The 12882-nt window shown below is 59.1% G+C and carries 14 protein-coding genes and 1 pseudogene; 11 read left to right on the top strand and 4 right to left on the bottom strand.

The annotated features are described in order from the left end of the window. From L9Z73_RS15405 to L9Z73_RS15365, 9 genes and pseudogenes are all read left to right on the top strand, one after another. Positions 1-112: pseudogene (locus L9Z73_RS15405) on the top strand (inositol 2-dehydrogenase); the annotation flags it as partial. A gap of 139 nt (positions 113-251) precedes the next feature. After that, positions 252-1298, top strand: coding sequence for a Gfo/Idh/MocA family protein (locus L9Z73_RS15400; protein ID WP_247402441.1), 1047 nt, complete (start codon positions 252-254; stop codon positions 1296-1298). A gap of 109 nt (positions 1299-1407) precedes the next feature. Next, positions 1408-1587, top strand: a complete 180-nt coding sequence (locus L9Z73_RS15395) for a hypothetical protein (protein WP_076952495.1) — start codon at positions 1408-1410, stop codon at positions 1585-1587. Positions 1588-1635: 48 nt separating this feature from the next. Next, entirely contained in the window at positions 1636-2571 is a 936-nt protein-coding gene (locus L9Z73_RS15390; protein ID WP_247402437.1) for a sugar ABC transporter substrate-binding protein, read from the top strand. A 65-nt stretch (positions 2572-2636) separates the two neighbouring features. Next, positions 2637-4190 (top strand): sugar ABC transporter ATP-binding protein, encoded by a 1554-nt coding sequence (locus tag L9Z73_RS15385; RefSeq protein WP_247402434.1) that lies wholly within the window; start codon positions 2637-2639, stop codon positions 4188-4190. A 58-nt stretch (positions 4191-4248) separates the two neighbouring features. After that, positions 4249-5271, top strand: a complete 1023-nt coding sequence (locus L9Z73_RS15380; protein ID WP_247402430.1) for an ABC transporter permease — start codon at positions 4249-4251, stop codon at positions 5269-5271. 405 nt (positions 5272-5676) lie between these two features. Next, the gene (locus L9Z73_RS15375; RefSeq protein WP_078742055.1) at positions 5677-6081 is read left to right on the top strand and encodes a TraR/DksA family transcriptional regulator; all 405 of its coding nucleotides are present in this window, start codon (positions 5677-5679) and stop codon (positions 6079-6081) included. Between the two features lie 139 nt (positions 6082-6220). Beyond that, entirely contained in the window at positions 6221-7861 is a 1641-nt protein-coding gene (locus tag L9Z73_RS15370; RefSeq protein ID WP_430624294.1) for a methyl-accepting chemotaxis protein, read from the top strand. Positions 7862-7976: 115 nt separating this feature from the next. Next, positions 7977-8180 carry a hypothetical protein gene (locus L9Z73_RS15365; RefSeq protein ID WP_247402428.1) on the top strand — a complete coding sequence of 68 codons (204 nt, stop codon included), beginning with the start codon at positions 7977-7979 and terminating at the stop codon, positions 8178-8180. Positions 8181-8186: 6 nt separating this feature from the next. On the opposite strand, the gene L9Z73_RS15360 is transcribed toward L9Z73_RS15365, so the two are convergent. The 3 genes from L9Z73_RS15360 to L9Z73_RS15350 form a co-directional block, all read right to left on the bottom strand. Then, complete coding sequence (locus tag L9Z73_RS15360) at positions 8187-8423, bottom strand: DUF2789 domain-containing protein (RefSeq protein WP_247402425.1); 237 nt, start codon at positions 8421-8423, stop codon at positions 8187-8189. A 70-nt stretch (positions 8424-8493) separates the two neighbouring features. After that, the gene (locus L9Z73_RS15355) at positions 8494-8724 is read right to left on the bottom strand and encodes a hypothetical protein (protein ID WP_247402423.1); all 231 of its coding nucleotides are present in this window, start codon (positions 8722-8724) and stop codon (positions 8494-8496) included. 110 nt (positions 8725-8834) lie between these two features. Further along, on the bottom strand, positions 8835-9110 hold the full coding sequence (locus tag L9Z73_RS15350; protein WP_247402420.1) for a hypothetical protein: 276 nt from the start codon (positions 9108-9110) through the stop codon (positions 8835-8837). A 416-nt stretch (positions 9111-9526) separates the two neighbouring features. Here L9Z73_RS15350 and L9Z73_RS15345 point away from each other — a divergent pair, with 416 nt between their 5' ends. Further along, on the top strand, positions 9527-9976 hold the full coding sequence (locus L9Z73_RS15345) for a hypothetical protein (RefSeq protein WP_247402442.1): 450 nt from the start codon (positions 9527-9529) through the stop codon (positions 9974-9976). 132 nt (positions 9977-10108) lie between these two features. After that, positions 10109-11125, top strand: coding sequence for an ABC transporter substrate-binding protein (locus L9Z73_RS15340; RefSeq protein ID WP_247402418.1), 1017 nt, complete (start codon positions 10109-10111; stop codon positions 11123-11125). Positions 11126-11214: 89 nt separating this feature from the next. Here the strand turns inward: L9Z73_RS15340 and L9Z73_RS15335 are convergent. Further along, the coding region (locus L9Z73_RS15335; RefSeq protein WP_247402415.1) for a TonB-dependent receptor at positions 11215-12882 on the bottom strand (1668 nt) is incomplete at its 5' end.

Raw genomic sequence — 12882 nt, 5'->3', positions numbered from 1 at the left:
GGCGTGGGACGGGTTTGCGGCGGCGGTCGCGGCGGATGCGTGTATCGAAGCGCAAGGCAGTGGGCAAATTGTCCACGTCAGCCTGCCTGAGCGTCCGCGCTTCTACGGCTAACACGCGGTCAATGTGGAAGGGGGCTTGCTCCCGAGAGCAGTGGGTCAGCCAATAAATCTGGATCTGACCCACCGCCATCGGGGGCAAGCCCCCTCCCACAGTTGGATTGGGTGTGCACTTCAAATGAAGGAGTGAATGTATGCGAATTGGACTAGTCGGCTATGGCCATGGAGGGCGCTTTTTTCATGCGCCGCTGATTGCAACCCTGCCAGGCGCTACTTTTGTTGGCGTGGTGACTCGCTCACCCGAGCGCCGCCAGCAGTTGAGCACTGATTTTCCAGGGGTTAAAGCCTTTGACAGCATCGGTCAGATCGTCGAGGCCGGCGTCGATGCGCTGGTGATTTCCACCACGCTTAAAGGGCGCCCGGCACTGGTACTCGAAGCCATTGAGCACGGTGTCGCCGTCGTCAGCGACAAGCCCTTTGCCGCCAACGCCGAACAGGCCCAGGCGCTGATTACTGCGGCCGAACGCCACGGCGTGTTGCTCAGCGTCTACCAGAACCGGCGCTGGGATTCGGATTTCCTGACCTTGCGCAAACTGATCGACGCCGGCGCCCTGGGTGCTGTCACGCGGTTTGAATCCTGCGTCGAACGTTTCAGCCCGCAAGCCGTGGGCAATGCCAGCGGCGGCGGCTGGCTGCGCGACTTGGGCAGCCATCTGGTAGACCAGGCGCTGCAACTGTTCGGCCCGGTGGATCGGGTCTTCGCGCAATTGCACTACAGCGCCGAACACCCCAGCGTCGACCACGGCTTCTTTGTTGCCCTGACCCACCGCAACGGGGTGATTTCCCACCTGTGGGGCAATGCCTTGCAGAACAGCCCGGCACCGCGCTTCAGGGTCAGCGGCACCCTGGGTTGCTACACCATCGAAGGGCTGGACGGCCAGGAAGACGCACTGATGGCCGGCAAGTCGCCCAAAACCGAGGGCGAGCACTGGGGCTTTGAGGAGCACCGCCGCTGGGGCTGGTTCGAACAAGGTTCGGAGCGCGAGCGTGTGCCGTCGGAGAAAGGCTGCTGGACGCAGTTCTATCGCCAGTTGCAGTCCGCCGTGCAAGGGCAGGGGCCGCTGCCGGTGGACGCCTATGAGGCGCTGGAAACCACCCGTGTCCTGGACGCTGCACGCCTGAGCGCCGAGCGGCAGCAGGTGGTTTTAATGGAAATAGAATTAAATTCTAAAACATGTTGATATAGAAATTATTTTCCAATAAAGTCTTTTCCAGGTTGCATAAAGTACGTCCGGATTCGATTCCGGCGACTCAACAAAAACAAGATCAAAAACAACCAGGTACCGTCAGATGAAAATCTTCAACGCTGTACTGCGAGTTTTACGCCCTGCCCACACGCCACGCGGTCTGCCCCGCGCCCGGCCGTTTTACTTTTCCTTCCTTAATGTGCTGTGCGTCGAAAACCAAGGCGCCCTGGTGTGCTGCATTCCGGGGGCACCGGTCGTCCGCCTGCCGTCATCCTCGCTCTGATAAACGCTACGTCCAGAAAACCAACAAGAAAGTGGAGACAGACCGTTCATGAAGACCCCGATCCGTTTTACCGCGCTGGCGTTGTCCCTGCTGCTGGCCAGCGGTTTTGCTGCAGCTGCCGATCTGAAGATCGGCGTGAGCATGTCGCAGTTCGATGACACCTACCTGACCAACGTGCGTGAGTACATGGACAAGCAAGCCAAGTCCTATCCCAAGGGCGATGGTGTGCAGTTGCAGTTCGAAGACGCGCGCGCCGACGTGGTCAAGCAACTGAGCCAGGTCGAGAACTTCATCAGCCAGAAGGTCGATGCGATCATTGTCAACCCGGTGGACACGGCGTCCACGGCGCGAATCAGCAAGTCAGCGCTCGAGGCGGGTATTCCGCTGGTCTACGTCAACCGCCGACCGGACCAGAAAGATCTGCCCAAAGGCGTGGCCGCCGTGACCTCCAATGATGAAGAGGCCGGCCGCATGCAAATGCAATACATCGCCGAAAAACTCGGCGGCAAGGGCAAGGTCGTGATCCTGCTCGGTGACTTGGCGAACAACTCCACCACCAACCGTACCAAGGGCATTAAAGAAATCCTGGCCAAGTACCCGCAGATCCAGATCGAGCAGGAACAGACCGGTATCTGGCTGCGTGACCGCGGGATGACCCTGGTCAACGACTGGTTGACCCAGGGCCGCGAATTTAATGCCGTGCTGGCCAATAACGATGAAATGGCCATTGGCGCCGCCATGGCGTTGAAGTCGGCCGGCACCAAGCCGGGCAGCATCTTGATTGCGGGGGTCGACGGCACGCCGGACGGCTTGAATGCGATCACTAAAGGCGAAATGACCGTGTCGGTGTTCCAGGACGCCAACGGTCAGGCGGTCGGCTCGGTGGAGGCGGCGCGCAAGATGGCGAAGAAGGAGACGATCGAGCAGAACATTGTCATCCCGTTCAAGCTGATCACCCCGGACAACGTCAAAGACTTCAAGTAGCCCCACCATCACAACAATAAGCCGGTAGGGCGGTCGTGCCCGCCCTGCCGATGGAGTACCGTCCTATGCTTGCTCAAGCCACTGTCTCGCAGCCTCCCGGTATCCAGCCTTCACTGCTGGAAGAACCCTACCTGCTGGAAATCCTCAACATCAGCAAAGGTTTTCCCGGTGTGGTGGCCCTGGCCGATGTGCAACTGCGCGTGCGCCCAGGCTCGGTGCTGGCGCTGATGGGTGAGAACGGCGCGGGTAAGTCGACGCTGATGAAAATCATCGCCGGCATCTACCAGCCCGACGCCGGCGAAATCCGCCTGCGTGGCAAGCCGATTGTGTTTGAGACGCCGCTGGCCGCGCAGAAGGCCGGGATCGCGATGATCCACCAGGAACTCAACCTGATGCCGCACATGAGCATCGCCGAGAACATCTGGATCGGCCGCGAGCAGCTCAACAGCCTGCGCATGGTCAACCACCGCGAAATGCACCGCTGCACCGCCGACTTGCTCGCCCGCCTGCGCATCAACCTTGACCCCGAGGAACATGTGGGCAACCTGAGTATCGCCGAGCGGCAGATGGTCGAGATTGCCAAGGCGGTGTCCTACGATTCCGACATCCTGATCATGGATGAACCGACGTCCGCCATCACCGAGAAGGAAGTCGCCCACCTGTTTTCGATCATTGCCGACCTCAAGGCCCAGGGCAAAGGCATCGTCTACATCACGCACAAGATGAATGAAGTGTTCGCCATCGCCGATGAAGTGGCGGTGTTTCGTGACGGTCAGTACATCGGCCTGCAGCGCGCCGACAGCATGAACAGCGACAGCCTGATCTCGATGATGGTCGGTCGTGAACTGAGCCAGTTGTTCCCGGTACGCGAAACGCCCATCGGCGAGTTGCTGCTGTCGGTGCGCGACCTGGGCCTGGACGGCGTGTTCAACAACGTCTCGTTCGACCTGCATGCCGGCGAGATCCTCGGCATCGCCGGGTTGATGGGCTCGGGCCGCACCAACGTTGCGGAAACCATTTTCGGCATCACCCCAAGCACCCACGGGCAGATAACCCTCGATGGCAAGGCGCTGCGTATTACCGACCCGCACATGGCCATCGACAAAGGCTTTGCGCTGTTGACCGAGGATCGCAAGCTCAGCGGGCTGTTCCCGTGCCTGTCGGTCCTGGAGAACATGGAAATGGCGGTGCTGCCGCATTATTCGGGCAACGGGTTTATTCAGCAGAAAGCCCTGCGTGCGCTGTGCGAAGACATGTGCAAGAAGCTGCGGGTGAAGACTCCTTCGCTGGAGCAATGCATCGACACGTTGTCCGGTGGCAACCAGCAAAAAGCCCTGCTGGCGCGCTGGCTGATGACCAAGCCGCGCCTGCTGATTCTCGATGAGCCGACCCGTGGCATCGACGTCGGCGCCAAGGCCGAGATCTACCGTCTGATTTCTTTCCTCGCCAGCGAGGGCATGGCGGTGATCATGATTTCCTCGGAGCTGCCTGAAGTGCTGGGCATGAGCGACCGGGTGATGGTGATGCATGAAGGCGAACTGATGGGCACCCTGGACCGCTTAGAGGCGACCCAGGAAAAAGTCATGCAGTTGGCCTCCGGTATGACCGCGATCCACTGACGAACAGCCGCGCGGGCCCGCGGTTGGCCCGCGCCATAGAATAAAAAGGTGATTGGCTATGAATGCAATAACAGACAACAAGCCTGCCACGGCAACGGTCAAGCGCCGTCGACGCTTGCCGACGGAGCTGAGCATCTTGCTGGTGCTGATCGGCATCGGCCTGGTGTTTGAAGTGTTCGGCTGGATTGTGCGTGACCAGAGCTTCCTGATGAACTCCCAGCGCCTGGTGCTGATGATCCTGCAAGTGTCGATCATCGGCCTGTTGGCCATTGGTGTGACCCAGGTGATCATCACCACGGGCATTGATCTGTCTTCCGGGTCTGTCCTTGCGTTATCGGCGATGATCGCTGCCAGTCTTGCGCAAACATCCGATTTTTCCCGTGCGGTGTTTCCGTCGCTGACCGACCTGCCGGTGTGGATTCCGGTCGCGGTTGGCCTCGGTGTGGGGCTTCTGGCGGGGGCGATCAACGGCAGCATTATCGCGGTGACCGGTATCCCGCCGTTTATCGCAACGCTTGGGATGATGGTGTCGGCCCGTGGCCTGGCGCGTTATTACACCGAAGGCCAGCCGGTGAGCATGCTCTCGGATTCCTACACGGCCATCGGGCATGGGGCGATGCCGGTGATCATTTTTCTGGTGGTGGCGGTGATCTTCCATATTGCCCTGCGCTACACCAAGTACGGTAAGTACACCTACGCCATCGGCGGTAATATGCAGGCGGCGCGCACCTCGGGGATCAACGTCAAGCGCCACCTGATCATCGTCTACAGCATCGCCGGGCTCCTGGCAGGCCTGGCCGGTGTGGTGGCCTCGGCGCGTGCCGCCACCGGCCAGGCCGGCATGGGCATGTCCTACGAGCTGGATGCGATTGCCGCCGCTGTGATCGGCGGCACCAGCCTGGCGGGCGGGGTAGGGCGCATCACCGGCACCGTGATCGGCGCGCTGATCCTTGGGGTGATGGCCAGCGGGTTTACCTTTGTCGGGGTCGACGCGTATATCCAGGACATTATCAAGGGCCTGATTATCGTGGTGGCGGTGGTGATCGACCAATATCGCAACAAGCGCAAGCTAAAGCGCTGACGCAGTGCAAAATGTGGGAGGGGGCTTGCCCCCGATGACGGTGTATCAGTCAAGTAGGTGTCAACTGACACTCCGTCATCCGGGGCAAGCTCCCTCCCACATTTAGACCTGCGCTCATCAGATCTAACCGTTTGTCTTCTATATAGCTCCACAACACTGAATTTCTTGCTATAAACGCACTCCGATAACCATTCGCCGAGCCCGTCCTGGTGCTTTTGGGGGTTATCTTGGAAAAATGCCTGTCTTTTCAGTTGCTGCGCCCTCAAGTCGGCCTTAGACTGCCGCCCCTCGTAAATTGAGTGCCGGGTGGCGCTTGGAATGGATGGCGCCTTTCCGAGACCTGCAGAGGTCGACCGGAACGCTCCCTTATTCGCCTTAATGCACGTATTTTTTATAGAGATATCAATGACAAAGGAAAAGTTGCTGGCCATGCCGGCGGATGACTACATGAATGCCGAACAGCACGCTTTTTTTGAGCAGTTGCTGCAAGACATGAAAGTGGAACACCACGAGCGCATCGAACAGAACCGCATCGCCATTGAAAGCCTGGACACCCCGGCAGACCCGGCGGATGCCGCTTCCGTGGAAGAAGAGCGCACCTGGTTGGTGAATGCCATTGATCGCGACCAGCGCATGCTGCCGCAGCTTGAGCGCGCCCTGGAGCGCATCAAGGAAGATTCCTTTGGCTGGTGCGATGACAGCGGCGAGGCTATCGGCCTCAAGCGCTTGCTGATCAGCCCGACCACCAAGTACTGCATCGAAGCGCAAGAGCGCCACGAGCAGATCGACAAGCACCAGCGCCAAGCCTGATGCGCTGAAGCCGGGGGGGCGAGTACTGCGCTCCCCAGGGAAAATACCCGTTACGCCCGGTCTATTGATCTGCTGCAAGCTCCCCCACTAAAGGCCCATAGATAATGGCCGGATAGTGGCGTTTAATGCAGAGACAATAATGACAAGCAGTGGGGTGACGAAGATGGCTGGGGACGGACCTCTGGTGGGCGCAGCAGTGCCACCGCAAGCGATGGTGAGCGGGTTGCCCGGCTGGCTGACGCCGCTCTTGCAGAGCACCGCCCTGGTGCTGGTCCTGCTGGGCCTTGCGTTTGCCAGCCTGCCGATTTATCTCTGCCTGACACTGGCCTTGCTGGTGATCTGGCTGCCCCGCCTGAAAAAACGCACGCCTAGCGCGGCGCCGTCTGAAGCGGCCGATGCCATTGGCGACCTGACCCGCGACCTGTCCCATACCACCAGCCACAACGCATTGTCGGCGGCCGGCGTGGCCTATTCGGTCAAGCAACTGGCGGCTCGCTTGCAGTCGCAGTTGAGCGCCGCCCAACAGATCGTCAGCAGCGCCGAAGTGATGATCAGCACCGAACAAGTCACCTCCCAACTCAGCCGTCAGGCACTGGGTGCTGCCAGCCAGGCGCATCAGCGCAGCACCGAGGGCCGCGAAGTGCTGGCCCAGTCGATCACCCGCATGCACCAGCTCAGCCAACGTGCGAATGACAGCCGCGAGATGATTGAAGCCCTGAGCCAGCGCAGCGAGGAAATCCAGCGTGTGACCCTGGTGATCCAATCCATCGCCAGCCAGACCAACTTGCTTGCCTTGAACGCCGCCATCGAAGCCGCGCGTGCCGGCGAGCATGGGCGCGGGTTTGCCGTGGTGGCCGATGAAGTCCGCGGGCTGGCCGGTCGTACTGCAACTGCCACCGAGGAAGTGGGGGTAATGGTCGCCGATATCCAGCAACGCACGGGCCAGGTGGTGGAACAGATTCGCCAACTGTCGACAGACCTGCAAACCGGTGTGGAGCAGGTGGAGCACGCGGGTGAGCAGTTGCAGAACATCGCCAGCCTGGCGGCGGATGTCGAAGGGCAGGTCAACGAAATCGCCCAGGGCACCGATACCAACCGGGCCCAACTCGACAGCTTGTTCCATGCCGTGGAGCAAATGCGCAGCGACCTGACGGTGAGCGACGAGCAAACCCGTCAATTGGCCGATGCCGCCGTGCAAATGGAAGGGCAGGCCGAAACCATCAGCGAACGCCTGGCTGAAGTCGGGCTGGATGACTATCACCAACGCATCTACGACCTCGCCCGCGAAGGCGCGAGCCGCATTGCCGAACAGTTCGAGGCGGATGTACTGCAAAACCGTATCAGCCTGGAGGATCTGTTTGACCGCAGCTACACGTCGATCCCCAACACCCGCCCCAGCAAGTTCCACACGCGCTTTGATGGCTACACCGACCAGGTATTGCCAGCGATTCAAGAGACGCTGCTGCCGCGCCATGAGGGCCTGGTATTTGCCATCGCCTGTACGCAGCAGGGGTATGTTCCGACACACAACAAGGCGTTTTCCCAGCCGTTGACTGGCGACGCACAGGTGGACGCCTTACAGAATCGCACCAAACGCAAGTTCGACGACCGTACCGGGATTCGCTGTGGCAGCCATCAGCAAGCGGTGCTGCTGCAGACTTACACCCGCGATACAGGCGAGCTGATGCACGACTTGTCGGTGCCGATCATGGTCAAGGGCCGGCATTGGGGTGGGTTACGCCTGGGCTATAAACCCGAAAGCACGAAGGCCAAGCGCTGAGTATTGTTGCGGTTTATGCAATGGAACTATTCAGGGGATAGCTTTTTCTGACCGGAGGAAAAACGTAGCATGGCCGACGTTGTTAGTCAGCTAACGATTGCTGCGGAGAAGCTCCATGCAAAACAAAGTCGATGTCGCTGTGATGATTGGCAGTGGCGTACCCGAAACCCTGCGTGCGCGGGGTCAAAAGGCTTGTTGGGTCGTGCTGCTCAACGGTGAACAGCGTGGCACGGCCTTCGCCAGCCGTGATGAAGCCGAGGAGTGCAGGGCCGCCTGGCAAGCGCTGTTGCGCATGGAACAGTCAGACAGCCTGCATTGAGGGGCGTTATTGCGCTTGGTGCAGACGCTGGTTCAGTTCATCCACGGCCATTGCCCATTCGGCGTCTTCACGCAGCTCTTCCTTGAGCAACTGAGCTTGTTGGGGCGCCCAGAAGGGCGCGTCGATCAGCTTCACGTCGTTGGCCAAAGGATGCGCGGCGATAAACGCATCGATGGCCTTCGGGGTGGAATCCAGGCCCAGTTGATCAAACAGGGTTTCAAGGGTCGGTACTGGCGCGTCCATATTGTTCTCCGTGCGGTTTTGGGGGGATATGCATCGGAGGTTTTTCGCGCAGTAGAGTTCGATCGGATTCTTAGGTGGTCAGTGCCCCTGAGTCCACCGCAGTCTTGAGTGCCTTGGCGGCTTCTTTTGCCGCGATGTCGGCGGTGTCTGCGGTCTTGAACCAACGATCTTTTTCCACTTGGTGCATTGTGATCGTGGTCAAGGGGGGCTTGGCACGCATTACGATAACTGCTTGGAATTCACCGTCTACTTCTCTGGCTTCGCCATGGATAAAAAATTCGCCAATATCAAATTCCGTCACGTATAACCTTCCCTTCAAGGTAACTGCACTGATGAAACCTGACCCGCAGGGGGCAAACTTCAATCGACGGACCAGTATGGCAGTTGTTGAGGGGCGGCGGCGCGGTAAAGTCATCCAGGTGACGAAACGATCCCGCCGTGAGGGGCGTGCAGTGCGGCTTCGAGGGTTTTTGCCAGTTCGCAGGCGCGGATATGGTTGCTGCGAAAGCCTTTGATCCTGCCGCTGGTTACTTCCAGAATATGAAAGAAGTTCCGGCCGGCGGGCACAACTTGATAAAGCACGGAGTTCGAGTACCCATTATGGCTTTGCAAGCAGTAGTATTGGCGCTCGTCTTGATAGGATGAATGAGTGCCGGAAGACGTAGCGTCGTGTTGACGTCGTTGCATGGTCAGCTCCTGTCGATCGATCTGGTTGGCCCGCCAGCGGCGAAACGGGTGGTTTTGACCCGTGTTGCTGTTTTAGTATTGTCGTCAGCGGTCGGCACTCGGTTCCATACCCAGGTATTTTGTTTTGTGCAGATTGTCGGAAACTGCGTTTTCTAATTGGGTTATTCTCTGAAGCTGGTCGACCCGTCTTCTCGGGCCGTTAAACCTGTGATTTGCTGTGAAGATCGATGGCCTGCATAAGGCCTATCGTGTATGCCTGTATCGGTCTTACGGCAGCGCAGGGGGCGTTTTTTCAGGTTTTTTAATAAATGTGTTGTGTGAGCGTGCCGTTAAGGCCGTTTTTTTGTGCTGCCCGTCCCGGCGGACAGTGCTTTTTTTGATGTGGGGGCGTTTCCTTGGCAGTCAGTAATCTGGATATGCACGCGTTATTCGTGCTGGGTGATTTGCGCGCAAAGTTGGTCAAACAGTTTCAATCCCGTTTTGTTTACATCACTGAACAAACACCGGAAGGCATCTACATCGCCGAGATCGATACTGAATCGGCATTGGTGGTGGATGACAAACAGCGCCTTGAACTCAAGGTGGGCGATCATTTTCGCGCAGCGGTATTGCCCAGTCGCGAAGGTGGCAAGTTTGAATTGAAGTTCCGCGATATCAAGTTGACGGTGTATGGCCTGGGCGACTACGCCTTTGTTTCCTCGGCGGAAGGCCAGGGCATTGTGTTCAAGGAAGGTCACAACGTGATGCTGGTGTTTGCCGCCAACGAACAATTGCAGGAAGGCTTGACCAAAACCCTCAAGGCCGTGACCGGCAAGGCCGCCAAGTGGCGCAAGGGTGAACTGGTGACCTTCAAGGCCAGCGAATAACCCTTCCGTACAGCGAACAGCCTTTATCTCCGGGAACCTCTACTACAGTTGAGTTGACTTAACTATTCAGAGGCTTCGCGCATTGGCGGCAAAGCCGTCCGTTTTTGCTGCGAACACGTGAGGTGCAAAGGCATGAAAGGATTGAGAACCCTGTTGGCGGCGTCCCTGGCGACCTTGAGTCTGTCGGTGGCTTCGTTGCCCGTTTCGGCTGCGCAGGCGCCTGTGCATTTCGCCGATTTGAACTGGGAAAGCGGCAGTCTGATCACCGAAGTGCTGCGGTATATCGTCGAGAACGGCTATGACCTGCCTACCGACACCTTGCCCGGCACCACCATCACCCTGGAAACCGCCCTGGCGAAGAATGATATCCAGGTGATCGGCGAAGAATGGGCGGGTCGTAGTCCGGTGTGGGTCAAGGCCGAGGCCGAAGGCAAAGTGGCCGGGTTGGGCGATACGGTCAAGGGCGCCACCGAAGGCTGGTGGGTGCCGGAGTACGTGGTCAAGGGCGACCCTGCCAAAGGCCTCAAGCCGCTGGCGCCAGACCTGAAAAGCGTCGCGGACCTGGCGCGTTACAAGGACGTGTTCAAGGACCCCGAATCCCCCGGCAAAGGGCGCTTTCTCAACAGCCCCATTGGCTGGACCTCGGAAGTGGTCAACAAACAGAAACTCAAGGCCTACGGCCTGGACGACAGCTATGTGAACTTCCGCAGTGGCTCGGGGGCGGCATTGGATGCCGAAATTGCCTCCTCGATTCGTCGTGGCAAGCCGGTGCTGTTCTACTACTGGTCACCGACGCCCTTGATGGGGCGCTACAAGTTGATCCAACTGGAAGAGCCGCCGTTTGATGCACAGGCGTGGAAGACGCTGACGGATGCGGACAATCCCGATCCGAAGCCGACGCGGTCTCTGGCGTCCAAGTTGAGTATTGGGGTGTCCACACCGTTCCAGAAAGAACATCCGCAGATTGCCGGGTTCTTCGAAAAGGTCGAGTTTCCGATTGAGCCGCTGAACAAAGCCTTGGCGACCATGAGCGAGAATCACACGGCGCCACGGGACGTCGCGCTGGCGTTCCTCAAGGCGCATCCTGAAGTGTGGAAGGCATGGTTGACGGAGGATGTGGCGCAGAAGGTTGAAGCCAGCCTGAAATAGCGGCCCATCTCGCTGCGGAACGCAGATCAAGCATGTGGAAGCGGGCTTGCCACAGTACGCCCGCTCTCACATTGGTTTGTATTGCAGGGTCAGAAGCGGGTTTGCACCGCCACTTCAAACGTCCGTGGCGCCCCCAGGTAATACGCCGGTGACACATGGGCGAACTCGGCATACACCTCGTTGGTCAGGTTGCGCACGCGGCCGGTCACCGAGGTGTGGGCGTCCACCCGGTAGCGCAGGAATGTTCCGAACAAGGTGTAGGCCGGCACTGTCTGGGTGTTGGCGTTATCCGCATACACCTGGGCGACATATCGCGCGTCCACACCGCCTTGCCAATCCTCGGAAAAATCATAGGTCAGCCACAGGTTGCCGACACGCTTGGGCACGTTGGTCGGCGTATTGCCCTTGCGCGAAACCACCGCGCCGCTGGCGATTTTCTCATTGAACTCGTCGTACTCGGCATCCACCCAGGCGAAGTTACCTTCGGCGAGGAGTCGCGGCGTGATGCGTAACGAACTGGCCAACTCAATGCCTTTGGATGACTGCGCGCCTACCGGGATGCTGTTGATGGGGTCCAACGGGTCGGTGACGGCAAAGTCCTTGCGCTCGATTTTGTAAGCGGCGACGGTGGCCGAACCGCGACCGTCCAGGTAGTCGAATTTACTGCCCACTTCCCATTGCTTGCCGGTCGACACGTCGAATACCTGGGTGGTGGTGCTCGGCTGTTCGGCGGCCGTACTGTATTGCACGTACACATTGGCCGTCGGGATGAACTGGTAGGTCAGGCCTGCGCGTCCGGTCACCGGCTCCCAATTGCGCGTGAAGTGCCGTGGGCTGCTGGCGGTTATCGCGCCGTGGTTGGTGACATCCAGGTCGATGGCGTCGTAGCGCAGGCCCGTCAGCAGTGTCAGCTTATCGGTCAGGCCCAGGCGATTTTCCACGAACAGCGCTTTGGTGGTGACCTCGTTGGTCTTGTCCCTGATAAAGCCCGGTCGGGTGCCAGGGATATCGTAAAAGTGCCCTGGGTCGTAGTGGTCAGGATCGACCGTGCTGTTGCCTGCGGCTCTCAGCGGGCTGTTGGTCGTGCTGTTGACCTTGTATTCGAAGCCCCAGGACCAGGTGGTGGAGAGGCCGAACACGCAGTCGTCGTGACGCAGTTCGAACTGGTTGCCATTCTGCTCGCCCTGATGACGCACCTGATACGCGGTTGAGCGGTTCACCGCGCTGTTATCGGCGTTGTACTGGTAGGTCTCCAGGTTGCGGTAATCGCGCTGGCTGTCGAGGTGATACAGGGTGTTTTTCAGCGTGGTGCTGTCGTTGATCCGGTAGTCGATGATCGAGCGCGCCCAAAGCGTGCGCTGTTCGTAACGGCCGTCGGCGACGTTGTAATTGTTGAAGCGGTTGTGTTTATCGATCTTCAGTTCGCCGGCCTTCGGGTTCAGCACCGGCGTGCCCCAGTACGGACTGTCTTCATGCTCGTCTTGGTATTCCAGGGCCAGGGTATGGGACAGGTTGGGGGTGAGGTCACTGAGCAGGGAAAACGCTACGCTCCAGGCGTCGCGCTGGTCGCGGTCGATGTAGCTGTGGTTGGTGTTGCGGCTGACGTCCAGGCGTGCGTAATGCTGCACGTCGGCGCCGTGGTCACGAATGCTGATGGTCAGGTCTTCGGTATTCCAGTCCAACTGCACTTCGAGGCCTTCGGGGCAGGCATCGGCGGCATTGTTCAGCAGGTTGAGCAGGGCTTGGGTCAAGTCCGG

The organism is Pseudomonas emilianonis, assembly GCF_023072625.1.
In the GTDB taxonomy this organism is placed as follows: Bacteria; Pseudomonadota; Gammaproteobacteria; order Pseudomonadales; family Pseudomonadaceae; genus Aquipseudomonas; species Aquipseudomonas paraveronii.
Note: the sequence above shows the minus strand (reverse complement) of the source record. Positions and strands in the feature narration are given on the sequence as shown.